This window comes from Streptomyces sp. NPDC040432, assembly GCF_055595445.1.
Window position 1 is genome coordinate 361,392 of record NZ_JBVIVP010000003.1, and the last position, 26,549, is coordinate 387,940.

20 protein-coding genes, 1 tRNA gene and 1 pseudogene are annotated in these 26,549 nt (G+C 73.0%); 14 read left to right on the forward strand and 8 right to left on the reverse strand.

The window, feature by feature from the left end; genetic code table 11:
• Positions 1–217: 217 nt before the first annotated feature.
• The 5 genes and pseudogenes from ACZ58N_RS08775 (at position 218) to ACZ58N_RS08795 (ending at position 4,633) form a co-directional block, all read left to right on the forward strand.
• Positions 218–1,134, forward strand: a pseudogene (locus tag ACZ58N_RS08775) (bifunctional DNA primase/polymerase).
• Positions 1,131–1,445: a hypothetical protein gene (locus ACZ58N_RS08780; RefSeq protein ID WP_471157134.1), complete on the forward strand. Its 315-nt coding sequence runs from the start codon at positions 1,131–1,133 to the stop codon at positions 1,443–1,445. The pseudogene ACZ58N_RS08775 and the gene ACZ58N_RS08780 overlap by 4 nt, the downstream one beginning before the upstream one ends.
• The gene (locus tag ACZ58N_RS08785; RefSeq protein ID WP_471157135.1) at positions 1,442–2,884 is read left to right on the forward strand and encodes a DNA primase family protein; all 1,443 of its coding nucleotides are present in this window, start codon (positions 1,442–1,444) and stop codon (positions 2,882–2,884) included. Before ACZ58N_RS08780 ends, ACZ58N_RS08785 begins: the two co-directional genes overlap by 4 nt.
• A gap of 172 nt (positions 2,885–3,056) precedes the next feature.
• Positions 3,057–3,254, forward strand: coding sequence for a helix-turn-helix transcriptional regulator (locus tag ACZ58N_RS08790; RefSeq protein ID WP_386957201.1), 198 nt, complete (start codon positions 3,057–3,059; stop codon positions 3,252–3,254).
• Positions 3,254–4,633 carry a tyrosine-type recombinase/integrase gene (locus ACZ58N_RS08795; protein ID WP_471157138.1) on the forward strand — a complete coding sequence of 460 codons (1,380 nt, stop codon included), beginning with the start codon at positions 3,254–3,256 and terminating at the stop codon, positions 4,631–4,633. Before ACZ58N_RS08790 ends, ACZ58N_RS08795 begins: the two co-directional genes overlap by 1 nt.
• A 198-nt stretch (positions 4,634–4,831) precedes the next feature.
• On the opposite strand, the gene ACZ58N_RS08800 is transcribed toward ACZ58N_RS08795, so the two are convergent.
• Positions 4,832–4,907, reverse strand: a tRNA-Arg gene (locus ACZ58N_RS08800).
• 331 nt (positions 4,908–5,238) lie between these two features.
• Between ACZ58N_RS08800 and ACZ58N_RS08805 the strand changes: the two genes are divergently transcribed.
• From ACZ58N_RS08805 to ACZ58N_RS08825, 5 genes are all read left to right on the forward strand, one after another.
• Entirely contained in the window at positions 5,239–6,852 is a 1,614-nt protein-coding gene (locus ACZ58N_RS08805; protein WP_471157565.1) for a dynamin family protein, read from the forward strand.
• Between the two features lie 4 nt (positions 6,853–6,856).
• Positions 6,857–8,782 carry a YfjP family GTPase gene (locus ACZ58N_RS08810; protein ID WP_471157139.1) on the forward strand — a complete coding sequence of 642 codons (1,926 nt, stop codon included), beginning with the start codon at positions 6,857–6,859 and terminating at the stop codon, positions 8,780–8,782.
• Positions 8,783–8,906: 124 nt separating this feature from the next.
• Complete coding sequence (locus ACZ58N_RS08815; protein WP_471157141.1) at positions 8,907–9,314, forward strand: single-stranded DNA-binding protein; 408 nt, start codon at positions 8,907–8,909, stop codon at positions 9,312–9,314.
• A gap of 341 nt (positions 9,315–9,655) precedes the next feature.
• Complete coding sequence (locus ACZ58N_RS08820) at positions 9,656–10,912, forward strand: TQXA domain-containing protein (RefSeq protein ID WP_471157143.1); 1,257 nt, start codon at positions 9,656–9,658, stop codon at positions 10,910–10,912.
• Between the two features lie 134 nt (positions 10,913–11,046).
• Entirely contained in the window at positions 11,047–12,642 is a 1,596-nt protein-coding gene (locus ACZ58N_RS08825) for a phosphatase PAP2 family protein (protein ID WP_471157145.1), read from the forward strand.
• 394 nt (positions 12,643–13,036) lie between these two features.
• Here ACZ58N_RS08825 and ACZ58N_RS08830 read toward each other — a convergent pair whose 3' ends face one another.
• Positions 13,037–13,606 carry a hypothetical protein gene (locus ACZ58N_RS08830; protein WP_471157146.1) on the reverse strand — a complete coding sequence of 190 codons (570 nt, stop codon included), beginning with the start codon at positions 13,604–13,606 and terminating at the stop codon, positions 13,037–13,039.
• A 214-nt stretch (positions 13,607–13,820) separates the two neighbouring features.
• Between ACZ58N_RS08830 and ettA the strand changes: the two genes are divergently transcribed.
• From ettA to ACZ58N_RS08845, 3 genes are read left to right on the forward strand one after another with little or no spacing between them, the layout of a single operon-like run.
• Positions 13,821–15,485 carry an energy-dependent translational throttle protein EttA gene (ettA, locus tag ACZ58N_RS08835; protein ID WP_471157148.1) on the forward strand — a complete coding sequence of 555 codons (1,665 nt, stop codon included), beginning with the start codon at positions 13,821–13,823 and terminating at the stop codon, positions 15,483–15,485.
• 9 nt (positions 15,486–15,494) lie between these two features.
• A complete protein-coding gene (locus tag ACZ58N_RS08840; protein WP_471157150.1) occupies positions 15,495–15,950 on the forward strand; it encodes an acyl-CoA thioesterase in 456 nt (151 codons plus the stop codon).
• Entirely contained in the window at positions 15,947–16,678 is a 732-nt protein-coding gene (locus ACZ58N_RS08845; protein ID WP_471157151.1) for a DUF8010 domain-containing protein, read from the forward strand. Before ACZ58N_RS08840 ends, ACZ58N_RS08845 begins: the two co-directional genes overlap by 4 nt.
• A 20-nt stretch (positions 16,679–16,698) precedes the next feature.
• Here ACZ58N_RS08845 and ACZ58N_RS08850 read toward each other — a convergent pair whose 3' ends face one another.
• The gene (locus ACZ58N_RS08850) at positions 16,699–17,100 is read right to left on the reverse strand and encodes a globin (RefSeq protein WP_471157153.1); all 402 of its coding nucleotides are present in this window, start codon (positions 17,098–17,100) and stop codon (positions 16,699–16,701) included.
• A gap of 113 nt (positions 17,101–17,213) precedes the next feature.
• Here ACZ58N_RS08850 and ACZ58N_RS08855 point away from each other — a divergent pair, with 113 nt between their 5' ends.
• Positions 17,214–18,254: a methyltransferase domain-containing protein gene (locus ACZ58N_RS08855; protein WP_471157155.1), complete on the forward strand. Its 1,041-nt coding sequence runs from the start codon at positions 17,214–17,216 to the stop codon at positions 18,252–18,254.
• Here ACZ58N_RS08855 and ACZ58N_RS08860 read toward each other — a convergent pair.
• From ACZ58N_RS08860 to ACZ58N_RS08880, 5 genes are read right to left on the reverse strand one after another with little or no spacing between them, the layout of a single operon-like run.
• Positions 18,251–19,303, reverse strand: a complete 1,053-nt coding sequence (locus ACZ58N_RS08860; protein ID WP_471157157.1) for an FHA domain-containing protein — start codon at positions 19,301–19,303, stop codon at positions 18,251–18,253. The two genes, ACZ58N_RS08855 and ACZ58N_RS08860, sit on opposite strands and share 4 nt — an antisense overlap.
• Before the next feature lie 16 nt (positions 19,304–19,319).
• A complete protein-coding gene (locus ACZ58N_RS08865; RefSeq protein ID WP_471157159.1) occupies positions 19,320–20,645 on the reverse strand; it encodes a VWA domain-containing protein in 1,326 nt (441 codons plus the stop codon).
• A gap of 42 nt (positions 20,646–20,687) precedes the next feature.
• The gene (locus ACZ58N_RS08870; RefSeq protein WP_471157160.1) at positions 20,688–22,268 is read right to left on the reverse strand and encodes a PP2C family protein-serine/threonine phosphatase; all 1,581 of its coding nucleotides are present in this window, start codon (positions 22,266–22,268) and stop codon (positions 20,688–20,690) included.
• A gap of 3 nt (positions 22,269–22,271) precedes the next feature.
• The gene (locus ACZ58N_RS08875) at positions 22,272–25,067 is read right to left on the reverse strand and encodes a serine/threonine-protein kinase (protein WP_471157162.1); all 2,796 of its coding nucleotides are present in this window, start codon (positions 25,065–25,067) and stop codon (positions 22,272–22,274) included.
• Positions 25,064–26,497: a hypothetical protein gene (locus ACZ58N_RS08880; RefSeq protein WP_471157164.1), complete on the reverse strand. Its 1,434-nt coding sequence runs from the start codon at positions 26,495–26,497 to the stop codon at positions 25,064–25,066. Before ACZ58N_RS08880 ends, ACZ58N_RS08875 begins: the two co-directional genes overlap by 4 nt.
• Positions 26,498–26,549 lie beyond the last annotated feature (52 nt).

Below are 26,549 nucleotides of genomic sequence, written 5' to 3' on the forward strand. Positions count from 1 at the left end.
CTGCGCAAATGATCTGTCAGGGAGGCAGGGAGGCGCCGCAGGTCAGGCCCCCGAAACCCCCTCCACACGCCCCCCGCCAGGGGGTGCCCAAGCCTCCCTGCCCCACCTGCGGCAGGGATTCCGCATCACCCGTCCGACAGGCCAAGAGCGGCCCCCTCTCACGCCAATGAAGCGGGGCCGCTCTCGTCCAGAACGCTCAAGAACTGGAGAGACCAGCATGACTCACACCACCGACTTCCCGCGAGGCCCCGGCCGCGCGGTCTTACCCCCGAACCTGCAAACCGCTCTCTGGCTCGCCGACATGGGCTTGCCCGCACTGCCCCTGCGGGAGGGCAAGCTTCCCTTCGGGACTGCCCCGCCTGCACCGGCTCCCTCTGCGGCGACCGGCCCCAAATGAAGGCCGCCGGCCCCTGCCAGTGCCCCCGCCCGTGCCACGGCTGGGCCGCCGCGACCACCGACCCCGGCGTCCTCACCTCCCCGGCCTGGGCGACCGCCTGGCGCCAAGCCGAAGCGGTCGGCTACCACCCGGGCGGCGCCGACCTCACGGTTGTGGACCTCGACAACGCGGACGCCGTCACCTGGGCTCGCCAGAACCTTCCTGTCACCAAGGTCGTGGCGACGACCCGCGGGGAGCACTGGATCTACCGGGGCGCCATGCAGTCCGCCAACAAGGTTCGGCCCGGCATCGACGTCAAATCCCGCATGCAATACACCCGCTGGTACGGCCCCGGAACCGGGTCGATCACGCTCCTGCCGGACATCGTCCGCGAGCTGGTCGTGAGGGAAGAGACCACCCGCCCGCCTCGGGCGGAGGTGGACTCTTCCTCGCCCACCCGCGCCGTCTGGGACCGGTCGGTAGCCACGGGATGCCGCCATACCGAAGCCTTCGTCCGCACCGGTCTGGAACGGGGTCTCGCCCGGATCGCCGCCTGCCGCGAGGAAGGCGCCGGCAGTACCGCGTACGGGGTCGCACGTTTCCTCGCCAACCAGCACACCGCCTGCCCCGGCCCCTGCGGCCTGGAGATCCTCGGTGACCGCATCATCGACGCGGCCGTCGCCGTCGACGTGCCCAAGGCGTATGTGGCCCGCGCGGTCGCCAACGGCTTCAACGCGGTCGCGGTGAGGGCATCGTGACCACCAACCCCCACCCCGCCGAACAGACCCCGGCCGCGGACGGGCGTGGTGCGCCGAAGGCCGCCGCCGAAGGCGTCCCTTCTGCCCCTCGCCCTGACCCGCACGGCGACGACGGCCGCCGCCCCGTCGCCTGGCTCCACACCGTCGCCCCCGGCCGCGGCGTGACCCCGTCCGTCCGGTCCTGGTGCTCGTGCGGACGCGACCTGTTCGCGGCCGGCCACCGGCGCGCCCTCGCCCTGATCGCCGACCACCAGCAGCACCGCACCGAATGCCCCCGCATCACCCCGCAGGAAGGGAGGAAGGTCGCATGAGCCGCGCCGAGGAGCTGCCCGCTCCGACCAACCCCATGGCCGTCGCACGCCGGATCCTGCCCGACTGGGAAGACGAACAAGGGCACCTGCTGTGCCGGCGGTGGCGGGGATCGTGGATGCGCTGGACCGGCACCTGCTGGCGCGAGTTCGAGGAGCAGCAGATGCGCGCCACGCTGTACAAGCTGTTGGAGCACGCGACCTACGTGGCCGGGACCGACAAGGACGGGCTGCCGGAGGTCAAGGACTGGGCGCCGACCCGGACCAAGCTCAGCAACCTTCTGGACGCTCTCTCGGCCATCACGCTCCTTCCCTCCGAAGTGGACGCGCCGTCATGGATCGACGGGGAGGAAGCCGCGGCGGACCGGAGCCCGATCGTGGCGTGCGAGAACGGGCTTCTGCGGATCCGGGACCGGGCCCTGCTGCCTCACACGCCGGGGTTCTTCAACCTGGTGTCGGTGCCGTTCGCCTACGACGAGGACGCCACGGCCCCGGCTTGGGAGAAGTTCCTGAACCAGCTCTGGCCCGATGACCCCAGCGCCATCCAGGCCTTGCAGGAGTGGTTCGGCTACGTCCTCTCCGGGCGCACGGACCAACAGAAGATCCTGCTCGTGAAGGGACCCACCCGGTCCGGGAAGGGCACCATCACACGGATCCTGACCGAGTTCGTCGGCAAGAAGAACATCGCCGGCCCCACCCTGGCCAGCCTCGGCACCAACTTTGGACTGTCCTCACTGGTCGACAAGCCGTTGGCCGTCATCTCCGATGCCCGCCTGACCGGCAACGAGGGCGGTCAGGTGGTGGAACGGCTCCTGACCATCTCCGGCGAGGACACCATCGACATCGACCGTAAGTACCGCGACCTGTGGACCGGGAAACTCCCCACCCGGCTGATGATCCTCACCAACGAACTCCCCAGCTTCGGCGACTCCTCCGGCGTCATCGCAAGGCGGTTCATCGTCCTCAACATGACCGTCTCCTGGCTCGGCAAGGAAGACACCACCCTCGACGCGTCCCTCAAGCGCGAGATGCCCGGCATCCTGAACTGGGCTTTGGACGGCCTCGCCCGACTCCAGCGGACCGGCCGGATCACCCAACCCGCATCCTCCCTCGACGCGGTCATGATCATGCAGGACACCGCTTCCCCCACCAGTGCATTCGTCCGCGAACGCTGCACCACCGGACCCGAATGCGCCGTGCCCGTGGACGCCTTGTGGAACGTCTGGCGCGAGTGGGCCGAGGACAACGGCGTACGTGCCGGCACGAAGCAGGTCTTCGGCCGCAACTTGCAATCCGTCGTCCCCCAGCTCCACCGGGAACGCCCGCGGGACGAGTACGGCCGACAGGTCCCGACGTACACCGGGATCACGCTCAACCAGTCGGCGCCACATTCCACTGAGTCGCGACTCAAGCGACTCAACCCCACTCAGACCACCCTCTGAGCCGCTCTGAGTCGCTTGAGTCGCGACTCAACGCAATGTGGATTCACCGGGTTTCCCCAGCCTCGGTGCCGCGAGTCCGTCTCCCGAAGCCCAACTAGCCCACACCCCATCCTCAGCAGGGCACGGCCGGCTCCCGTCGACCGTGCCCTGCTGCCGGTTCAAAGGAACCCACATGGCCACGCACACCAGCAGGCGGGGGATGCTCAAAGTCCCGGAGGTCTGTGACGAACTCGGCATCTCTCGCTCCACCTTCTACGAGTGGCGGCTGAAACACCGCGCCCCCCGCTGCATCAAGCTCCCGAACGGGGAACTGCGCGTGCGTCGCGATGACCTGGATCTCTGGCTGAACGATTGCGAGGCCGCGGCCTGATGGACACCACGTACGAGGTCAAGATCTGGAAAATCGGGTCCCGAAAGCAGGCCAAGGGCACCACCTACACCGTGCGATGGTTTTTGGCAGGGCGTGAATGGCGTACCCCCTTCGCCACCCGAGCGCTTGCCGACGCCTTCCGCTCCGAACTGGTCAGTGCCACACGTCGCGGCGAGGCCTTCAGCGTGCTGACGGGACGGCCGCTCTCGCACACGTCGGGCGCTAGCTCGGTGAGCTGGTACGAATTCGCCCTGAGGTTCACGGATGCCCAGTGGCACCGCACCAGCGGCAATAGCCGTAAGACGACCTCCAAGGTCCTCATGACGGCCACCAGTGCCCTCCTGCGGACATCGGTGCCGAGCACACTCGATCCCGTGGCCCTGCGGACCGCGCTCCGTGAGTTTGCCTTCAACACCCGCCGTAGGGCGGAAGCACCGCCGGAGGTCGCTACTGCGCTCAAGTGGGTGGAGCGCAACTGCCATTCCATGGCGGTCTGGGAGGACTCCTCACGGGTCGAAGCGGTACTCCAGGCGGTATCGAGCCGCCTCGACGGCTCCGAGACTGCTGCGAGCACCATCAAGCGCAATCGGCGTGTGTTGAACGTCATGCTCGAATACGCCGTAAAGGAGAACGTTTTACGTACCAACCCTCTGCCCAAGGGACGAGGTACGGCGCCGAAGACGTCGATTGCCGTCGACAAGCGCTCGCTGATCAATCCGCGCCAGGCGGCTGCCCTTCTCGGGTGGGTACGTCGGCGACCCCGTGGGGGTCTTCGCCTTCACGCCTTCTTCGCCACGATGTACTACGCCGGGCCGCGGCCGGAAGAAGCGGTCGCCATGTACGTCATGGATGTCCGGCTTCCTTCGGCGAAGGCTGCCGACCAGTGGGGCGAGCTGCTGATTCACACTGCCCAGCCCGAGGTCGGCAAGCACTGGACGAACGATGGTGCGATTCACGAGGAGAGAGGCCTGAAGGGTCGGGCCAGGGACGACATGCGCACGGTCCCGTGCCGACCGGCGTTGACAAGGGTCCTGCGAGAGCACATCGAACGGGAAGGGCTCAGGCCCGGTGACCTGCTCTTTCCGGGTGAAAAGGGAGAGATGCTCGCCGGCTCGGTCATCCGCCGAGCGTGGCGATCTGCACGTCAGGAGACTCTCACTCCCGAGGAGTTCGCATCTCCCCTCGGGAAGCGCGTCTACGACCTGCGGAACACGTGTCTGACCAACTGGCTCAACGACGGGGTGCCGCCGGCGCAGGTGGCGGAGTGGGCGGGCAACAGCGTCCCGGTGCTCTTGGCGGTCTATGCCCGCTGCATCGTCGGTCATCTGAGCGACCTGAAGAAGCGCATCGAGGCCGGAGGGGACCTGCCCGAGATCTGAGGGGGGACCCGGAAACGCCACCGCGTATCCACCGTGGACACCCGTAGAAAGCGGGAATCAGTCGGTGAGAGTCGGACTGTAGCCGGCGCCGCCAGGCGCCGGCCGGACCCTTACCGCGGGGCTACCGGCGACTCGGTAGCGTGCCCCTGACCTGCACGAAAGCCCTCCCGTGAGGGAGGGCTTCGAGGGGTGGAGAAGTGGTGCCCCCGGCAGGACTCGAACCTGCGGCCAAGTGCTTAGAAGGCACCTGCTCTATCCGCTGAGCTACGGGGGCCGGAAGGTGGCCGTTGTGGCCTGGAGCCCCTGGGTGGGGGTGGGGCGCCGTCCGTGCCGGGTCAAGGATAGGGCTCCGGTTGCCTTGTCCCGGTTGCTTCACCCGCGTGCCACGATGTGGAGGTTCGGTGAAGCGGTCCCGATACTCGCAGGCAGGTGCGATTCTCGCATCGCTTTTGCGCCGCGTCGCCCTGGGTGTTGTGCACTCGTTATGCCTGCGTCCCACTCGTCCGCCGTGTCCTTGATGTTCCGCTGGAGTCGCCGTCGGCGCGCAGAGGGCGTATAAGCTTCAAAAATGGTCCTAAATTGGGCATTCTTCGCATGTGGTGACCTTGGATGTACGGCCTCAGCTGCTCGATGCCCTGTCCGCCCTGCGCGACCGGGTCGCGTCCGTGCGTCTGCCGCTGCCCCTGCCCGGCGCCCCGCGCGCCCGCCAGACCAGAGCCGAGCTGCTCGCGCAGCTCGACGACTACCTCGTACCCCGGCTCAAGGCGCCCGAGGCGCCCCTGCTCGCCGTCATCGGCGGGTCGACCGGGGCCGGCAAATCCACCCTCGTCAACTCCCTCGTCGGCCGGCAGGTCAGCGAAGCGGGCGTGCTGCGCCCCACGACACGCACACCGGTGCTCGTCTGCCATCCGGATGACCACCACTGGTTCGCCGGGATGCGGATCCTCCCCGACCTGATGCGCGTCTGGGCGCCCCAGGAGGACGAGGAACCGGCCACCCCGGCCAAGAGGAACCCCCTCCGCACCCAGAACCGCCGCACCTCCGCCCGCGAACTGCGGATCGAGACCGTCTCCACCCTCCCGCGCGGGCTCGCCATCCTCGACGCCCCCGACATCGACTCCCTCGTCGTCGAGCACCGCACGCTCGCCGCCGAACTCATCTGCGCCGCCGACGTCTGGGTCATGGTCACCACCGCCTCGCGGTACGCCGACGCCGTGCCCTGGCACCTGCTGCGCACCGCCAAGCAGTACAAGGCCACCCTCGTCACCGTCCTCGACCGGGTCCCGCACCAGGTGCTCACCGAGGTCTCGCGGCAGTACGGGGCCCTGCTCACCCGGGCCGGGCTGGGCGACGTACCGCGGTTCACGGTGCCCGAACTGCCCGAGTCGGCGGGTGGGGGCGGGCTGCTTCCGGCCAGCGCCGTCGCGCCGCTGCTCGCCTGGCTCAGCCACCACGCCCAGGACCCCGCCGCCCGGCAGTACGCCGTCGGGCGCACCGCGCTGGGCGCGCTCGACTCCCTCGGGCGGCGGATGCCGGAGCTCGCCTCGGCCGTCGCCGCCCAGCACGCCGCCGCCGTACGGCTGACATCGGCCGTCGAGGACGCGTACAAGCGGGAGGGCAAGCGGGTCCGCAACCGCCTCGACCAAGGCGCCGTCCTCGCCGGGGACGCCCTGACCAGGTGGCGCGGATACCCCCTCGACACCAGCGCCGACGAGCTGCTGGACTCCCTCGCCGAATCCCTCGCCGCACTGCTCCAGTGCGCCGTCGCCGCCGCCGACGAGCGGATCGCCGAAGCGTGGCGACGCGAACCGGCCGCCGCGGCGGTGTCCCTGCCCGCGCCCGACCGGGACGCGGCGGAACGTATCGGCATGGCCGTACGGCGCTGGCGCCGCGTCCTGGAGGAACTCGCGGAGGAAGAGGTCGCCCACCTCGACAAGCAACCGCTGCCCGACCCCGACGGCGTCGCGGCCCTCCTCGTCGCGGCCCTCCTCGGCGGCAAGCGTGCCCGCCCCGCCGGGGAGAAGCTCGCCGAGCGGATCGGCGTCCAGGCCGCCGTACGCCTGCGCGACCGGGGCGGGGAACTCGTCGGCGACCACCTCGACGAGGTGCTGCGCGCCGAACGCGACCGCCGTCTCGCCCCGCTGGAAGCGCTCGAAGTGACCCCGGAACCACAGGCCGAGCTGATCGCCGCGCTGTCCGTACTGCAGAAGGAGAGGTGACGCGGTGACCGCCCTGACCGACCGTGACCGCACCGATGACCGCTGGGACGACGGGTTCATCGCGCGCTCCCGCCCCCGGCCCAAGAGTCGAAGGAACCTGGGCGCCGTCCCCGGCTCCGGCGGCGAACTGTGCGGCGAGGGCCTCTGCGACGAGGGCCTGTGCGACGGGGACCACGACGACGCGGAGGTGCTGGGCGAGGGCGACGAGGAACTCGTCCGCGCCGTCTCCGGGGCGGGCAGCGACGGCGGCAAGGTCTCCGCGCCACCCCTCAGCCCCGAGGCCCAGGCCCTGCGGACGCGGCTCGACGCCCTGCGCCAGCTCGTCGGACTGTCCCGCACCCGGCTCGACGGCAAGACCCTCGCCGAGGCCGGCCGGGTCCTCGACGAGGCCGCGGCGCGCCGCGGTCTGTCACCGCAGCACACCGTCGTCGCCATCGCCGGGGCCACCGGAAGCGGCAAGTCCACGCTGTTCAATTCACTCGCCGGAGTGCAGATCTCCGAAACCGGACTGCGCCGCCCGACCACCGCCGCACCCATCGCGTGCAGTTGGTCGGACGGGGCCGCCGGCCTCCTGGACCGGCTTGAGATCCCCGGCCGGCTACGGCGCCGGCCCCGCGAGACCTCCGAGGCCGAGGCCCTGCGCGGCATGGTCCTCGTCGACCTGCCCGACCTGGACTCGGCGCTCGGCGTGCACCGGGACCACGTGGACCGGGTCCTGGCCCTGGTCGACGCGGTGGTGTGGGTCGTCGACCCCGAGAAGTACGCGGACGCCGTCCTCCACGAGCGCTACCTGCGCCCCCTCGCCGGACACGCGGAGATCACCTTCGTCGTGCTGAACCAGGTGGACCGGCTGCCCGGCGACTCCGCCGACCTCGTCCTCGACGACCTGCGCCGGCTCCTCGACGACGACGGCATCGCGCTCGGCGAGCACGGCGAACCCGGAGCCACCGTCCTCGGACTGTCCGCCCTCACGGGTGAAGGCGTCGGGGAACTCCGCGAACTCCTCGGACAGTTCACCCAGGAGAAGGGCGCCGCGACCCGGCGGATCTCCGCCGATGTCGATCGGGCCGCGCTGCGCCTGCGCCCGCTGTACGTCGCCGACGGGCACCCGGGGCCGGAGATCGGCGAGGCGGCGCGCGCCGAGTTCGAGGACCGGCTCGCGGAAGCCGTCGGCGCCTACGCGGCGGGCCTCGCCGCCGAACGGGCCTGGCGGCGCAACGCCGGCAAGGCGTGCGGGACGCCCTGGCTGCGGCTGTGGCGGTGGTACGAGGGCCGCCGCGCCCCGCGCTCCCTGGCCGGACTGGCCGCCCTCGCCGCGATCGGCCGCTCCACTACGCCGTCCGCGCCGGCACCCGTGGAGGAGGAGGTGACCGCCCGGCAGCGCGTGGAACAGGCCGTACGGACCGTCGCCGACGAGGCGGTCATCGGGCTGCCCGACCCCTGGGCGCAAGCGGTCCGGGAGACCGCCGTGCGCGGTGGCGAACAGCTGCCCGAGGCGTTGGACGAGCTGGCCGTGACCCTGGGCCCCGAGGTCGCCGTTCCCGGCGCCAAGCCGCCCCGGCCGACGTGGTGGCCCGCCGCGGTGCTCGCCCAGGCGGCCATGACGCTCGTTCAGATCTTCGGCGGGCTGTGGCTCGTCGGGCAGATCGTGGGCGTCCTCGAACCGAAGCTGATGCCGCCGGTGCTGTTCATGGTGGCGGGCATCATCGGCGGACCGCTGGTGGAGTGGGCCTGCTCCCTCGCGGCGCGCGGTCCGGCCCGCCGCTACGGGCAGGACGCCGAACGCCGGCTGCGGCAGGCCGCGGCGGGCTGCGGACGGGCCCGGGTCCTGGAGCCGGTCGCGGCCGAGCTGCTGCGCTACCGGGAGGTGCGCGAGCAGTACGCCACGGTGGCCGCAGGGGGGAGCAAGTTGTCCACAACCCGCCAGTAGTCCACAGGCCGGAGCGGGACCCGGGGGTCGGGTCCAGCATGGTCGTACCTCGCGCGGCCGGTCCGCCGGGGTACCCGTGCGGACGGCCCGCGGGGGTGCGGCACATGTGGGGAGGGCGGCCGGGATGAACGACACCCTGGTGACGCTGGTCGGGTACGTGGCGACGCAGATCGACTTCAAGGAGACGCCCACCGGCCCGTCGGCGAGGTTCCGCTTCGCCGTCACGCCGAGGTACTTCGACCGGCGGACGGACGCCTGGACGGACGGGGCCACCAGCTTCTACACGGTGTGGGCACGCCGTGTGCTCGCGGTGAACCTGGCCGGTTCCGTCTCGGTCGGCGAACCGCTCGTGGTGCACGGCCGCCTGCGGGTCCGGGAGGATCCGCCCGACGGCGACGGGGCCCGGTGGTTCTCCGCGGACATCGACGCCATCGCGATCGGACACGACCTCAACCGCGGCACGGCCGCGTTCCGCAGGGTGGTCAGGACGGACACCCCGCTGATGGGCACTCAGAACGCGGCGGTGGTCTGAGTGTTCGAGGAGGCTAGGATTCCCCGGTACTCACGGGCACCTGGGTCTTTGGCCCGAAGGGGAAGACTGTGTCGATTGCTGTTCCCGCGTCCTCCGCATCCTCCGCATCCGCCGGATCCTCAGCGGTCTCCGATTCCGCGGCCCCGGCCGCAGGCGGATCGACGTCCGTTCCGGTGGCGCCCTCCGGCGCCCGACCAACATCCAGAACCGCCAAGCCCGCGGTTCCGCTTCCTGGCCGGGAAGCCGTCCCTGCTCGTCCTGCTGCTCCGGCTGTTCCCGCCGTTACCGCCGTTCCTGTTGTCCGGACCGTCCCCGCGGCCGCCGGCGGGGGGAGGCCCTCCGTGCGCCGGCCGCTCGCGGTGGCGCTGCTGGCGGCGGCGGCCTTCACCGCCGCACCCGGGGCCCGGGCCGAGGCGGACGCCGGGCCGCCCGCTGGGCGGACGTCGGAGGGGGCCAGTGCCGTCCTCGACGGACTCAAGACGTACGGACAGGCCGTCCTGCGCGCCGGCGACGGCTCGGTCCGGCAGATCCCGGCCGGCCTGCACGAGATGCGGGTCGACGGCGGAGGCACCCTCCAGACGTACGGGGTGGGCGTCGCGGGCTACGCGCAGCCCCAGGCCCGCTTCACCGAGACCGGTTGGGGCGGCAGCCCCCTCGCCGGGAACGCCGAGGCGGGCCGCATCCGCTGGGTCCTGGAGCACTCCTACCCCCAGTTCAACGATCTGGCGGGGCTCGCCAAGGCTTCCGGTGCCGGTTCCCTGACCGCCGAGAGCGCGGCGGCCGGTACCCAGGTGGCGATCTGGAGACTGGCCGACGGGGCCCCGGTGGAGGCCGCCGACCCGGCCGCCGAACGCCTCGCCGACTACCTCCAGCGTGAGGCGGGCCGACTGCCCGAACCACCCGCCTCACTGGGGCTCGACCCCGGCTCGGCGACGGGACCCGTCACCGGACCGACCGGCAGCCGCATCGGCCCGGTCACGGTGCGGACCCGGGCCCAGAGCGTGACCGTCACCCCGGACGCGGCGGCCGCCGCGATGGGGGTCCGGGTCGTCGACGTCGACGGCAAGCCCCTGACGTCCGCCGCCGACGGAAGCCGCCTGTACTTCGAGGTGCCGGCGGGCACCCCGGACGGCAGGGCCTCCGTCACCGTCCAGGGCTCCACCAAGGTCCCCGTCGGGCGGGTCTTCACCAGCGGTGTTCCCGCCGAGGCGCAGATCGTGGCCGGTTCCAGCGAATCCGCGGCCTCGGCCGGGGCGGCGGCGGCGTGGCGCGCACCGGGGCAGGCCCCGGCGGGCACGGTCGGAAACCTGTCCGGAGCGACGGCGGTCCCCGTCGCCACCGCCGGGGCGACCCTCCCGTCGTCCCCGCAGTCCCCGGCGTCCCGGTCCCAGGTGTTCGAGACCTCCCCGACCTCCGCGACCTCCTCGACCTCTCCGGCCTCGCCGGACGAGGAGCGGCTGGCCTCCAGCGGCAGTTCCGCGGCGACCCCGGTCATCGCCTCCCTGGCCGTCGGCCTGGTGGTCCTGGGCGGAATGGTCGTCCTCCTGCTGCGCAAGCGCCCCCTCGAAGGCGAATACGCGGAGGAGGACGGCGCTTAGGCGGACTCCGGGGCCCCGCCCGGGCCCCGGGCTCCGGCGTGCGGGTGGCGGCGCGCCGGAGCCGGGGCCTGCCTGAGCCGAGGCATTCGGGGCGCGTCTGATTTCGGACCCGTTCCCCGGGGTAGGCGCTGGGGATGTCTGATCAAGAACTCACCTGGCGGGGTGCGGTCGCGCGCTGGGACCGGCAGCTGTTCGAAGCCGTGGCGCGCCGACACTGGCCCGGGGCCGACCGGGTACTGCCGCGTCTCGGTCGGGCCGCCAACCACGGGGTCCTGTGGGGCGGGACCGCGGTGGCGATCGGCGTGCTCGGCTCCCCCCGGGCCCGCAAGGCCGCCGTGCGCGGGGCCGCCTCGCTGGCGCTGGCCTCGGCGACCATCAACACCGTCGGCAAGTGGTCGGTCCGCAGGCCCCGCCCGCTGCTGGACGGCGTGCCCGCCGTGCGGCAGCTGCACACGCAGCCGCAGACCACCTCCTTCCCGTCCGGGCACGCGGCGTCGGCCTTCGCGTTCACCGCCGGGCTGGCGCTGGAGTCCCCGGGGTGGGGGGCCGTGGTGGCGCCCGTCGCCGCTTCGGTGGCGTTCTCCCGCGTGTACACGGGGGTCCACTACCCGTCCGACGTGGTGACGGGTGCGGCACTCGGGGTGGCAGCCGGGTTCGTCGTACGGCGGCTCGCGCGGGACGCCCAGGAGGCCCGGGTGGTGCCGGGGGACGAACGGCCCGCGCCCGGAGTCCCCGCGCTCCCGGACGGGGAGGGGCTGACGGTGGTCGTGAACACCGCGTCGGGGACGGCCGCGGAGGCCGGGCTCGACGTCCTGCGGGAGCGGCTGCCGAAGGCGGAGCTGGTGGAGGTCGACAGCGGCGATCTGGTGGCCGAGCTCGCGGCGGCGGCGTCCGGGGCCACCGTCCTCGGAGTGTGCGGCGGGGACGGCACGATCAACGCCGCGGCCACCGCCGCGCTGCGGGCCGGGGTCCCGCTCGCGGTGTTCCCGGGCGGCACCCTCAACCACTTCGCGCTGGACCTCGGCCTCGCCGGTCCGGCGGACACCTGCCGGGCCGTTGCTGCGGGCGAAGCGGTTCGCGTCGGCGTCGGCCGCTTCACCCCCGGCCCCCGGCATCCCGCCGCGCCGGACGCCCCCGCGAACCCGGTCACCGGCCACCACCCGGAGCCCGCCGCCGGCTCCGATTCCGATTCCGGTGCCGTACCGGCCCCCGCCGCCGGCCCCCGGCCGGGCGACGATTCCGGGTACTTCCTGAACAACTTCAGCGTCGGCGCGTACCCGGAGCTGCTGCGGCACCGGCTGCGCTGGGGGCCGCGCATCGGCGGCGGGCCCGCCGCGCTGCTCGCCGCCTGGCAGGTGCTGCGCGCCGAGCGGCCCGTCCGGCTCCGGTTGGCCGGTCGACCCCGGAGCGTGTGGCTGCTCTTCGCGGGCAACGGCACCTACCAGGGGACCGGCCCGACGCCGCGCCGCCGTGCCACCCTCGGCGAGGGCCTGCTCGACCTGCGGCTCGTCCTCGGCGGTGGCCGGCCCGGCCCCCGGCTCCTGGCGGCTGCCTTCACCGGTCCGCTGACGCGTTCCCCGGTGCACGTGGCGAGCAAGCTGCGCAGCCTGCGCGTCTCGGACGTCCCGCCCGGCACCCCCCTCGCCTACGACGGCGAGTACGCCGAGGCACCCCCCGCCTTCGTCCTCGACGCCCTCCCGGACGCCCTCACCGTCTACCGCCCCCACTGACGCCCCTTCGCCCCGGCCCCACGGTCGGGGCGAAGCCGCCCGCCCGGGCGCCGCGCCCGCCCCCGGAAGGCCACGCGGTCGCCGCTCCCGCCTCGAACCGCACCCGGGCACCCCGATCCTCCTTGGGCAGCAACCCGCGCGCCCCGATCGTCCGGGGGCCTCCACCCGGGCGTGGCTTCCGCCTTGGGCCGCACCACGGGCATCCCGATCGCCCGCGGGCCGCAGATCAGGTATCCCGACCGCCCCGGGCACCCCGACCGCCCTCGGGCCACCGCCCGGGGCGTGGCTTCCGCCTCGGGCAGCAACCCGGGCGCCCCGCGACCGACCGCCCCGCGACCGACCGCCCCGGGGCCGCCGCCCGGGACGGCCGTTCCCGGGCCCCGGCCGGCACGCCCTAGTAGGGCTCCACCGCCGGGCCCGGGTCCACCCCCAGGTCGGTGCGCATCGCGCCCCGCATGACCACCCATTGCTCGTTCGCGCGGAGCAGCCCGGACTGGATCTCCTCGAACGAACCGTTCGGCGCCGGGTTGCCCTCCTCCAGCCGCATGACCCGGTCGTACAGGGCCGCCAAGGTCTGCGACATCGCGTCCAGTTCCGCCAGGACCGCGTCGGAGGCGGCCATCTGGGCCTCGGCGAAGGACGCGTGCATTGCGTGCCGCGCCTCCTCCAGGGCCGTTCGCCGCTCCGGGGCGACGGCGTCCTTGTGCACCAGCCAGAGGTGGTTCATGAGCTCGACGCGGAAGCGGCGGTAGCCGGAGTTCGCCGCCACGTAGCAGTCGCGCCGCTGGTCCAGCGCCGCGACCTGCTGTTCGCGCCGCCACTGGGCCTCGGCCACCCGCTCCTGCCGGTCACCCTGCTCCGCCTGGACGCGGGCGACGAGGCGCTGCGTCAGCAGCGGGGCGAACAGGGTGCCGCCGACCCCGATGAGCGCGATGGCGAGCGGGACGAGGGAACTGGCGTTCAAGGGACCTCCGGGGCTGCCGGCACCGGGTGGCGCAGCACATCGTGCCCTCCCAGGGGGAGATACGACCAGGTCCCGTCCCGCCGCCGCCCCGCCACCCGCGGGCCACCGTCCCACCCCAGCTCAGGGGCCTCTGACCTACCCATTCGCCCGCAGGTATGGACGACTGGCAAGATGGGGTGTATCTGCCCATCATCGATCTGCCGGACGGTTTCTCTTGGCTGAGTTCATCTACACCATGCGCAAGACGCGCAAGGCGCACGGCGACAAGGTGATCCTTGACGACGTCTTCCTGAACTTCCTGCCCGGCGCGAAGATCGGTGTGGTGGGCCCGAACGGCGCCGGCAAGTCCACCGTTCTGAAGATCATGGCGGGCATCGAGCAGCCGTCGAACGGTGAGGCGTACCTGTCTCCCGGCTACACGGTCGGCATCCTGATGCAGGAGCCCAAGCTCGACGAGTCGAAGACGGTCCTGGAGAACGTCGAGGACGGCGTCGCCGAGATCAAGGGCAAGCTCAACCGGTTCAACGCGATCGCCGAGGAAATGGCGACGAACTACACCGATGAGCTGATGGAGGAGATGGGCAAGCTCCAGGACGACCTGGACCACGCCAACGCGTGGGACCTCGACGCCCAGCTTGAGCAGGCCATGGACGCGCTGGGCTGCCCGCCCGGCGACTGGCCGGTCACCACCCTCTCCGGCGGTGAGAAGCGTCGCGTGGCGCTCTGCAAGCTGCTGCTGGAAGCCCCCGACCTGCTGCTCCTCGACGAGCCCACCAACCACCTCGACGCCGAGTCGGTGAACTGGCTGGAGCAGCACCTGTCGCAGTACAAGGGTTGCGTCATCGCGGTCACCCACGACCGGTACTTCCTGAACAACGTCGCCGAGTGGATCCTCGAACTCGACCGCGGCCGCGCCATCGCCTACGAGGGCAACTACTCCACGTACCTGGAGAAGAAGGCCACCCGCCTCAAGGTCGAGGGCCGCAAGGACGAGAAGCGCCAGAAGCGCCTCAAGGAAGAGCTGGAGTGGGTGCGGTCCAACGCCAAGGGGCGTCAGACCAAGTCCAAGGCCCGTCTCGCCCGCTACGAGGAGATGGCGGCCGAGGCCGACAAGATGCGGAAGCTGGACTTCGAGGAGATCCAGATCCCGCCGGGCCCGCGTCTGGGCTCGATCGTGGTCGAGGTCAACAACCTGACCAAGGCGTTCGGCGACAAGGTCCTCATCGACGACCTGTCGTTCACGCTGCCGCGCAACGGCATCGTCGGCGTCATCGGCCCGAACGGCGCCGGCAAGACCACGCTCTTCAAGATGATCCAGGGCCTGGAGACGCCGGACTCCGGCGCCATCAAGGTCGGCGAGACCGTCAAGATCAGCTACGTCGACCAGAGCCGCGCCAACATCGACCCCAAGAAGACCCTCTGGGCGGTCGTGTCGGACGAGCTGGACTACATCAACGTGGGCCAGGTCGAGATGCCGTCCCGCGCGTACGTCAGCGCCTTCGGCTTCAAGGGTCCGGACCAGCAGAAACCGGCCGGTGTCCTGTCCGGTGGTGAGCGCAACCGCCTGAACCTGGCGCTGACGCTCAAGGAGGGCGGCAACCTGCTGCTCCTCGACGAGCCCACCAACGACCTCGACGTCGAGACCCTGTCGTCGCTGGAGAACGCGCTCCTCGAATTCCCCGGTGCGGCCGTGGTCATCTCCCACGACCGTTGGTTCCTGGACCGGGTCGCCACGCACATCCTCGCGTACGAGGGTGAGTCCAAGTGGTACTGGTTCGAGGGCAACTTCGAGTCCTACGAGAAGAACAAGATCGAGCGGCTCGGCCCGGACGCCACCCGTCCGCACCGTGCCACCTACAAGAAGCTCACCCGGGGCTAGGTCGAGACCATGGCGAGACACCACTACCGGTGCCCCCTCCGCTGGGCGGACATGGATGCCTTCGGGCACGTCAACAACGTCGTCTTCCTCCGCTACCTGGAGGAGGCACGGATCGACTTCATGTTCCGCTTGGCGCCGGGGGAGGGCAGCGAATCCTTCACGGGCGGCTCCGTCGTGGCCCGCCACGAGATCGACTACAAGCTGCCCCTGGTGCACCGGCACGAGCCCGTCCTCATCGAGTCCTGGGTGACCCGCATCGGCGCCGCGTCCCTGACCATTCGCTACGAGGTCAAGGACGAGGCGACGCAGGACGCGCCGGAGAAGGTGTACGTACGGGCCGAGACCGTGGTCGTGCCCTACAACCTCGCCGAGGGACGTCCCCGCCGCATCACCGCGGAGGAGCGTCGCTTCCTGGAGGAGTACCTCGACCGGCCCGAGGCCGCCGAAGGGCGCCTCGCGGCATGAGCGAGCAGCTGCGCTTCGTCGATCCCGGGGAGGCGGCGGACCTCGCCGCCTTCCTGGGTCGGCTGGTGCACTACGACCGCGCCGCCGCGGTCCGCCTGCAGGCGCGGGCGGGCGGCGGCGCGCTCGCCGTCTTCGGACGCCCGCCGTCCTTCGACGTGCTCGCCGTCCGTACGGCCCGCCTCGCCGAGCCCCTCGCGACACCGCTCGACCTGACCGTGTCGGCGGGCGAGCTGCTGGAGGCGATCGACGAGACCACCGCGGGAGCCGTCGTGCCCGCGCCGGTGACCGGCCCGCCCTGGGCCGGTGTGCTACCGCCCCGCGGCGGCTGGCAGCCGGTGGCGGGCCTGCCCGCCCCCGAGGCGGTCCGGGCCTCCGTGGCCGCGGCCGTCACCGAGTTCCGGGCCCGCGACGAGGCCCTGCCCCCGCAGCACCGGACCCGCTCCGAGCGGGACCGCATCGGCCGCGAGATCTGGTCGCGCACCGTGGGCGACACCGAACTTCCGCTGCGCGCCGTGCACGCCGCGCAGTCCCTCGGCTTCCTGCGGCCGGTACGGACCCCCGTCCCCGCCGCGACGACCCCCGCGGCAGCCCCGGTCGTGGCGCCCGCCCCCGTGGCGCTGTTCGCCTCCGGTGGCTGGCTGCGCCTCAGCACCCCGTACGGGTCCGTCGCCACCCGGCGCCCCGGGCGGACCGGTGGCCTGGGCGCCCTCCAGGTACGACCCGTCTGACCGGCCGGCCGGCCCCCGACTCAGGCAGTGTTGATCATCGAGGCGGCCGCGTAGGTCAGGTAGCGCCACAGCTGCGCCTCGTGCGCCGGCGCCAGACCCATCCCGTCCAGCGCCACCCGCATGTGCTTCAGCCACGCGTCGTGCGCGGCGGCGTCGACCTGGAACGGCGCGTGCCGCATCCGCAGGCGGGGGTGGCCCCGGTTGTCGCTGTAGGTCGTCGGGCCGCCCCAGTACTGCATCAGGAACAGCGCGAACCGTTCCTCGGCGGGCCCGAGGTCCTCCTCCGGGTACATCGGGCGCAGCAGCGGGTCCCCCGCGACCCCCTGGTAGAAGCGGTGGACCAGCCGGCGGAAGAAGTCCTCGCCGCCCACCAGCTCGTAGAAGGTCTGCTCCTGGACCGTGCTCTGCGACTCGTCATTCACCCGACCATCGTCTCAGACGCCCGGACGGAGGACCCCGGTCCTAGGTCCTGCCCGGGACCCGCCGACCGTCCGCCGGGGTCGCACGGGCGGCCCGACCGCAGCACAGTGGAGTCATGGGCACGGGTGGCACCGGGGCACACACCCCACGCAGGTCCCGCGGCGCGCCGGACGAAGCGGTCCGGGACCTGCGGGCGGCGGCGCACGCCGCCCAGGTGCGGGAGCTGACGGCGGCCGGGGCGCTGGAGGACCCCGCCTGGCGGGCCGCCTTCGCGGCCGTGCCCCGGCACGTGTTCGTCCCGTACTTCTGGACCGGCCGCGGCGCCGGGCACGAACGGCTGTGGGGCGAGGACCCGGATCCGGAGCAGCGGGCCCGCTGGTTGCGCGGCGTGTACACCGACGCCCCGCTGGCGACCCGACTGCGCGACGGAGAGCTGGTCTCCTCCAGCAGCCAGCCCTCGCTGATGGCGAGGATGCTGGAGGCGCTGGGGGTGCGCGACGGCGACAACGTGCTGGAGATCGGCGCGGGCACCGGCTACAACGCCGCCCTGCTCTGCCACCGGCTCGGCGAGGACCTGGTCACCACGGTCGATCTGGACGAGGAGATCACCGAGTCGGCGCGGGCCCACCTGGCGCTGCTCGGTCACCACCCGACGGTGGTGACGGGGGACGGCGCGCGCGGCTGCCCCTCCCGGGCCCCCTTCGACCGGATCCTGGTGACCTGCACCCTGCCGCTGATCCCGGACGCCTGGCCCGGCCAGTGCCGGCCGGGCGCGCGGATCCTGGCGCCGTTGTCGACGGGGTTGATCGCGCTCACCGTCCGGGACGCCGGTTTCGCCGAGGGGCACTTCCTGCACACCTCGGCCTACTTCGTCCCCCTGCGCGGGGCCACGGCCTCGCCCACTCCCGCCGGGACGACGGGCCCGCTGCACGGGGTGCCGTACGAACTGGTGGAGAACGAGCGCTTCCAGTTCCTGCTGATCCTGACCGCGGGCGTTCTGCACCCCCGTGAGGCCCTGGACCTGTGGCGCAGGGAGGGCCGGCCGCCGCGCGAACGGTTCGGGGTCACGGTGACGGCCGAGGGACAGTGGTCCTGGCTCGACGACCCCCAGGGACCGTACGTGTGGCCGCTGGGGGAACCCGTCCGGCCCGGTTAGCCGCGGCGGATGGTGATGGTGGTCCAGGCCCCGACGTGGACGCGGTCGCCGTCGGAGAGGGGGACCGGGACGTAGGGCTGGATCGGCTCCTCGCCGCCGTTGATGGTGGTGCCGTTGGTGGAGTTCTGGTCGACGACCGCCCAGCTGAGGTCGGGCTGCTGGACGAGCACCGCGTGCTGGTGGGAGACGCCCGGGTCCTCCGGCGGAACCGCCAGGTCGATGTCCGGGGCCTCGCCGGTGGACGCGCGCCGCCGGCCGATGGTGATCTGGCCGCCGGAGAGCGGCAGGTGCTGCTCGGGGGAGTACGCGGGCAGGTTGAGCGCGGCCGCTTCCGGTCCGCTGCGCTGCATCATGGCCAGGAAGTACGAGCGGTCGGGCGCGACCGTCGCCGACCAGGACACCGGCGCCGGGTTGTGCTGCGGCGGGAACGACTGATGCTGCTGCTGCTGGTACTCGTGGTGCTGTTGCTGCTGGTGGTACTCCTGCGGCGGCGGTGCCTGCTGCTGGTAGTAGTCCTGCTGGTACTCCTGCTGCACGGGCTGTACGGGCTGCTGACCGGAGCGACCCTGTTGCTCGTGCGAGGGCGGCGGCAACAGCCAGTCGTCCTCACGCTGGAGCGGCTCGGCGGGCCGGTTGACCCGGGACGGCCGGGACCCCTGGTACTCGAAGTGGTCCTGGGAGAAGACGGGCGGGGCCTGGGCCGGCGGCGGGCCGGGCTGCGCGCCCGCCCCGGTGCCGGGTCCCGCGCCCGTGGCGTCCGGGGACAGCGGAGCGTACGAAGTCGGCGTGCGGGTCAGGAAGTTGTACCGGCACTCCTCGCAGAACGGGGCCATGGCCTCGCGCGGGGTGCGGCACTGCGGGCACAGCTCCGCCTGGGCGGTCGGTTCACCGGCCGTGGGAGGGTAGCCGTATCCGTAGGAGGGCGCCGCGGGGTTGCCCGTAGGGGCAGCCATGCGGTGGCCGCAGACCTCGCACCAGTCGTCGGAGGCGGACTGGTGCCCGTTCGGGCAGGTCGGCATCGCGGCGCTTCCCCCTTCTCCCTGCGTCATCGCGTCAGGTTTCTTCTCAGTACTTCTTCACTCGGACGGTCTGCGTCGAACGCGTTTCAAGGGTCATCTCGTCGGCATCGGCGACCTTCGCTTTCAGCCGCACAGTACCCGCCACCGCATCGACGACATCCACCACCTTCGCCAGCAGTTTGGCAGTGTCGGCGTTCCCGGAGACGCTGGCAAGCTGCACGGCACGCCCCAGTTTGGCCGTGGCCCCGTCCACATCACCCATTTTGCGGGCTTCCAGGCCCTGTTGGATAGCCTGCGCGAGTTCTGCCTGTCCCGTGTAGTGCGCCACTTGCGGGCTGATGGCGGTCGAGGCCGCCAGATCGTCCGTCCACACCGCCCTGACCAGGCCCTGCGCGAGCGGCGGCTGCGGCTCGCCCGCCGGCCCGGGCAGGACCAGCGAGGCGCGGGCCGCCAACATCTCCTGACCGACGGAGGCACCCGGCACCCGGACGCAGACGTGGTACTCGCGGGACTCGTCGCCCCACGACCCGGTCGGGTAGTCCCCGGCGCGGGGCCCGGCCCCGGTGCGGCGGGCAGTGAGGTCCTGGACGGCGGGCGCGACCTGCTTGACGTACTGGACCTCCACCCCCACCGGGGTCCACAGGCGCAGCGCCACGTCCGCGACCTCCTTGCCCATGACGTTCTCCATCATGCGCGTGAAGTCCTCGGCGAGGTGGGCCGGATCGGCGACGATGTCCGCCGAGCCCAGCAGCGCGCCCGCGATCCCGGTGACCTCCTTGACCTCCCAGTCGGTGCCCACGCCGCGGGCGTCGCACGTGAAGCGGCCGGCGCAGGCGTCGAGGGTGGCGCGCAGCACCGCCGGTTCCTCGTGCTCGTTGCGGCCGTCGGTGAGCAGGATCCCGTGCCGGATCGTGGCCGTGGACCGGCGGAGCAGGCCGTCGGCCAGGCGCAACCAGGTCCCGATGGCGGTGCCGCCGCCCGAGGACAGGCCGCGCAGCGACTCCTTGGCCCGGGCCCGGGTCGTCGGGTCGGCGGTGGCCAGCAGGCCCTGGCCCGGGTACACCTCGCGGGCCACGTGGGTGCCCGCGATCACCGCGAAGGCGGTGCCGTCGCGCAAGGTGTCGATCGCGGCGGCCGTCGCCTCGCGGGCCCCGCGCATCTTGTCCGGCGGGTACTCCATCGAACCCGAGCAGTCGACCATGATCACCACGGCCGCGTCCTGCCCCAGGACGCGGGCGGCGGTCGCGGTGGCGCCCCCGCTGGAGGTGACCGTCACGATGGCGTGCACGTCCCGGCCGCCCTCGGGCAGGAACTCGTTCTGGTACACCTCCACGCTGAAGCGCGGGGCGCTCGGCTTGGCGAAGTTCGCCATCGACTGGACTCCTCGGGGGGCTCGCTGACGGGGACGGGCTGGTCAGGCCCGGGGGTGTGGTTCCGCTTCGGCTTCCGCTTCCGGTGCGGCGCCGGGATCTCCCGGTTCCGGTTGGGCCGCGAAGGGCACCAGGGCGACGGTGACGTTGTCGTGCCCGCCCCCGTCGAGGGCGTGGCCCACCAGGACCTGCGCGCTGTGCAGGGGACGGACGGCCGCGTCGGGGGGCAGGACCTGGGCCATGTCCCGGGCGGACTCCGCGTAGTTCCACAGGCCGTCGGTGCAGACGACGACGACACCGGGGTGATCCGGCTTGTAGCTGGCGGTGTGCGGTTCGAGCTCGTACGCGTCGGCCCCGAGCCAGCCGGTGATGGCGTGGGCCCGGACGTCGGCGTAGGCCTCGGCCTCGCCCATCAGGCCCGCCGCGACCATCTGGGCGGCCCACGAGTCGTCCTCCGTGAGGCGCCGCGGCATGGCGGCGCGGTCGTCGGGCACCCAGTAGGCGCGGCTGTCGCCGACCCAGCCGATGGTCAGGACGCCGCCACTGACGACGGCGCCGACCAGCGTGCAGGCCGGCGCGTTCTGCGCCCCGGGCGTCTCGGGCGCGAGGGCGTTCACGGCGGTGGCCGCGGCCAGGATCGCCTCGTGCATGGCCTCCTGGGGGTGGGCGCCGCGGGGGAGGGCTTCGAGCAGTGCCTCGTTGGCGGCGCGGGCGGCCGCGGCCGAGGCCTCGTCGGGTCGGCTCGCGGAGGAGACGCCGTCGCAGACGATGGCCACGGTGGCGGCCGACCCGTCGGGCAGGGCGGTCGCCGACACGGCGAAGGAGTCCTCGTTGCGGTGGTGGCGCAGGCCGCGGTCGCTGACGGCGGCCACGCTGCCGAGCTCCTCCTCCAGGTGGTCCCGCTCGCGGGGCTGGGCGTGGCCGCAGTGCTCGCAGTACCCGTCGGGATCGACGTGCCCGGACCGGCAGGCGACGCAGGTCTTCCCGCCGTCCCCCGCCGGGGCGGCGCCGTACGGGTCCTCGTGCGCGGGCCCGCCCTGCGGGGCGTACGGGTCCTCGTGCGCGGGCGGTCCCCAGGCCCCGTCCCCGGACGGCGTGCCGGGATCCCCGGCGCCGCCGGGGAGGTCGTGGCGTACGGGCTCCTGCCCGTACGGGGCCGCGTGGCGGCCCGGTCCCTGCTCCTGCGGTGCTTCGTGGCGGCCCGGTTCCTGCCCGTGCCGGGCCCCGTGCCCGGGTTCGACCCCGCCCCGGGGCGGGGTCGAACCCGGCATGCCGGAGCCGTCGCCGACCAGGGTCGGCGCGGCCTCGGCCACACTGCCCCAGCCGGGCGCGGGCACGCCGGGGGTGTATCCGGCGGAGCTGCGCAGGCCCGCGCCGACCGGTTCGCCCGCCCCACCCGAGGGGCCGGGTACCGCACCGGGGGTCCCGCCCGCCGGTGCGTGTGCCGGGGCGGCGGGCCGTGCGGCCGGAGCCGACGCCGGCAGGGATCCGACCGGCAGGGTCGGATCGGGGTCCGGGGGCGGGGGTGGGGAGGACAACGCGTAACCGCACACGCCGCAGAAACAGTCACCCTCCTCCAAGGGCTCCGCGCAGCTGGGGCAGCCCGACGGCCGATGCATCGACATCACTCACACCCACGTCCGGGGACGGAAACGGTTTGCCCGTTCCACCAGTTCGATCCTCTCCTCGCCCCGCTGCGCCAGCCGGGCGAGGACGCGGTACGAGCGTTCCAGGCCGAAGCGCAGCCCCCGCTCGTCCAGTTGACTGCCGAGCAGCGAGGTCCGGCCGGGGTCGGCGCCCCGGCTACCCGACAGTACCCAGTCCAGGGCCACGCCCAGAACCTCCGTCGCCAGTCGCTCCTGCCGCTCCGGGTCCAGCCCGAACCGCCGCAGCGCCTCGACCTGGCCGGACGCCGCCACGAGATCGGTCAGCAGGGGCTCCTGCGGGGACCGGTCGCGCAGGCGTGCCCGTACGGCCGCCACCCGTGCGGCGGTGTAGTGGATGGAGGCCTCCGGCACGGATTCCAGGGTGCGCACCGCACCGTCCCGGTCGTCGGACGCCAGCTGGACCCGGGCCAGGCCGAAGGCCGCGCTCACGAAACCCGGGTCGGTGGTCCAGACGAGGCGGTAGTACTCGGCGGCGTTGTCCAGCTGTCCGAGGATCTCGGCGCACAGACCGAGGGCCAGCTTCGGAGCGGGCTCACCCGGGAAGGCGTCGTAGATCGCGTCGAAGGAAAGCGCCGCTATCTCGTCGTCCCCGGTGGCCAGCGAGGCGATCCCGCGGGCCCACACCACGCGCCAGTCGTCCGGGTGCCGGTCCTCCAGCGCGGTCAGGGCCTCGCCTGCCACCGCGAGTTCTCCCAGTTCGAGCCGGGCCCGCAGTTCGCGCAGCCGCAGTTCGGCCGAGTCGGCCGGGGCCGAGCCGAGGGCGCCCAACAGGTCGGCGGGCGCGGACGCGAGGAGTCCGGTCAGGAAGCCGGCGTTGGGGTCGGCGGCGTCGACCAAGGGCACGGGCAGGGCCAGTGCCGTGTCGCGCGCGTCGAGACGGGCCAACCCGGTCCGCACCGCGGCCGACCCGGCGCCCGGCGCGGTCACCGGAAGGACGACCACCGACGGACCGGCCTGCGCCGACCGCGCCTCCTGCGCCGGGCCGGCCCGGCGGGCCCCGGGCACCTGGGCGCCCGCCAGGTGTGTGGCGGTGGTACCGAGCGGGGCGACGCCGCCCACGGCAGGGGCCTGTGCGGCGACGGGCGAGGGGCCGACCAGCGGCGGAACGACCGCGACGGATCCCGGGCCACCGGCCGGCGCCGCAACCGGAGCGGGAACGGCGACCGGCGCCGGAGTTCCGGCCGGTGCCCGTCTGCTGCCCCGACCCCGGCCCCACGTCCGGCCCGCGATCTCTCGCGCACCCAGTCGGGAGACCTCGGCGCCCGGCCCGTCCGCGTACAGCCGGGTGTCCGGGACCCGCAGCTCGGGCCCGAACAGCGTCGACAGCTGCGGACGCGGCCGACCCGTCTGCAACGCGACGACCTCCCGCAGCACGCCGGTCAGCTGGTCGGCCATCTCCTGCGCGGACGCGAACCGCCGACCCGGATCCGGATCGGTGGCCCGGACCAGCAACCGGTAGAACGACTCGTACCGGCCGAACACCTCGATGTGCTCCGGGTCGGGCAGCGAGTCCACGAACACGTTCGTGTAGCCCTGGAAGTCGAAGGTGAGCACGGCGAGGGTGCGCGCCACCGTGTACAGGTCCGAGGCCACGGACGGACCGAGCTCGGCCACCTCGGGGGCCTGGTAGCCGACGGTTCCGTATATCGCCGACTCGTCGTCGTCCATCCGCCGGACCGCGCCCATGTCGATCAGCTTGAGCTGGTCCTGCTGCTGGATGGCGTTGTCGACCTTGAAGTCGCAGTACAGGAGGTTGCGGCTGTGCAGGTGCCCGAGGGCCTCCAGCGCCTCGATCCCGTACGCGCAGGCCTGCTCCACGGGCAGTGGGTCGCGTCTGCCGTCCGGCCGGCGCCGCTCGTTCGCGATCTCCTTCAGGGACTTGCCGCCCACGTACTCCATGACGATGTACCCGTCGAGCGAACCCGTCCGCTGGTCCAGGTGCTCCACGAAGTTGTAGATCCGCACGATGTTGGAGTGCTCGATCTCCGCGAGGAAGCGCCGCTCGGAGATCGCCGCCTCCATCGCGTCCTGGTCCCCGGTGTCCAGGAGGCCCTTGAGGACCACCCACCGGTCGGAGACGGCCCGGTCCACGGCCAGGTAGACCCAGCCCAGACCCCCGTGCGCGAGGCAGCCCGCCACCTCGTACTGGCCGTGCACCACGTCGCCCGCGCGCAGCTTGGGCACGAACGAGTAGGGGTGGCCGCACTTGGTGCAGAACCCCTCCGTACGACCCGGCCGTTCGCCCCGCGACCGTCCGACCGGCGCTCCGCAGTCCGAGCGGGAGCAGAACCGCTTGCGCTCCGGAACCTCCGGGTTCTCCAGCACCGCCGCCGAGGGGTCGGGACGCGGCACCTCCGGCACGCTGACCAGCCCGGCTCCCAACCGGCCGCGCCCCGAGCCGGAGGAGGCCGAGCCGGAACTGCGCACCGACACCGAACGGGTGGACGCGGAACCCGGCAGGGACCGCGACAGCCGCCCGGACACCGAGCGGCGGGACGAGGAGGAGCGTGAGGAGCGGGAGGAACGCGCCGAGGCCGAGGACCGCCCCGATCCGCGGGAGCCCGCCGAGCCCCTGGAGTCGCCGTGCCGGGCGGCGCTGGTCATGCCCGTCGGCGGGGAGACCAGCTCCTCGGCGCCCGCCGCGACCGCGCCCGTCGGGGCGAGCCCGCAGGTGTCGCAGTACAACTCGCCGCCGCCCATGTCCTCGTACGCGCCGGGGCAGCCGGGGCGCATGCAGGGCGTTCCGATCAGGCTCATGCGTCCTCCTTCCCCGGCCCGACGGGCCGGTGCTGCTCGGGTGGGTACCGCTTCGGCAGGTGCTGCTCGGGCAGGTGGTGCTCACGCGGGTGCTGCTCGGGCGGATGGGGCGCCGGTAGATGGTGCTCCCGCACGTCGTGCCGGTCCGGTGCGCCGGGGTTCCCTTCGGCCGGGTCCTGAGCCCCGTCGTCCCGCGCGCCGTGGTCCTGCGGTGGTGCCAGCGCCTCGGCGGTGGCCCGCTGGTAGCGCAGGACCGCCAGTTCGGCGGCCCGCAGATCGCAGGGAGCGCTCCACAACATCCGCCGGGCGGTGTCGTACCGCTCGATCAGCAGCGGGTCCTCCGCCAGTCCGTGCCGGGCGACCTTCGCCTTGTAGGCGTCCAACCTGCCGCGCAGTTCGGCCCGCACGGCCAGCGGGGCCGTCACCGCCGTCAACGATTCACGGGCCCGCCGGAGTTCCTCCTCGGCCCGGTCCTCCAGGGCGTCCAGCAGCGGTGACAACCGGTGCCACTGTGCGTGCCGGCGGTACTCCGCCGCCGCCGCGAGCTGCTCGTGCAGGGCGGTCGGCGGTCCGCTGACGGCCGGCACCTCGGACGCCGCGATCTTCGCCAGTACCTCGACGCGGGCGTTGCGCGCCTCCGCGAGCGTGCGATCGGCCCGCGAGAGCACGTCCCGCAGGGCGACCAGCCGCTGCTCGGCGTCCTGCCGGACGGTCAGCACCGCCTCGACCTCCCGCCGTACGTCGTCCAGGGCGCGGGCCGCCCGGTCGTAGCGGGCGGTGTCCGGTCGCCCGCCGCCCGGGGCGGAACTTCCCGGCGCCGGGGTCCAGAAGGCCAGCGGGTCCGCGATCACCCGCTCGCGCAGCCGCGCCAGCTCGACGGTGATCGACTCCAGGTCGTCCCCCGACGGGTGCTCGCCCGGCCGGACCCCCACCGAGTGCGCCAGCGACCGCGTGCGGTGCAGCTCGGCGGCCAGCAGGTCGATCCGCGCGGGCAGCGCCGACCACACCGCGTCCGCCGCGACCACCAGGTCCAGGGAGCTCGCGTAGAGCTCGTTCATCCGGGCGACGAGCTCGGCCAGCGAGAACCGTTCCGCGAGCGCGGCGCCCTCCAGCCCGGCGCCGGCGATGGTCACCCCGGGGCCGCGCAGCCGCTCGGTGAGCTCCGCCAGGTCCTCCCGGTTCGGCCAACGCCGCCGCTCACGGATCGCGCGGGCGGCGGCCAGGGCCCCGCTGTAGGCGTCGAAGTACGTCCACAGCCGAGTGATGGCCGTGTCGGCGGCGGCCCACCGCTCCTGGGTGATCCCGCTCAGCGCGGCCCCTTCCAGGAGCCGGCGGCCGGCATGGTCCTGGAGCGCGAGCAGCGAGGTCTCCACGGCCTCGTGCTCCGCGCCCAGCCGTGTCAGCGCACGGTCGACGTCATCCCTGTCCATCAATGCGGGCCCCGTTCCCGGAAGGCTCACGTACGGCCTCGAATCCGCCACA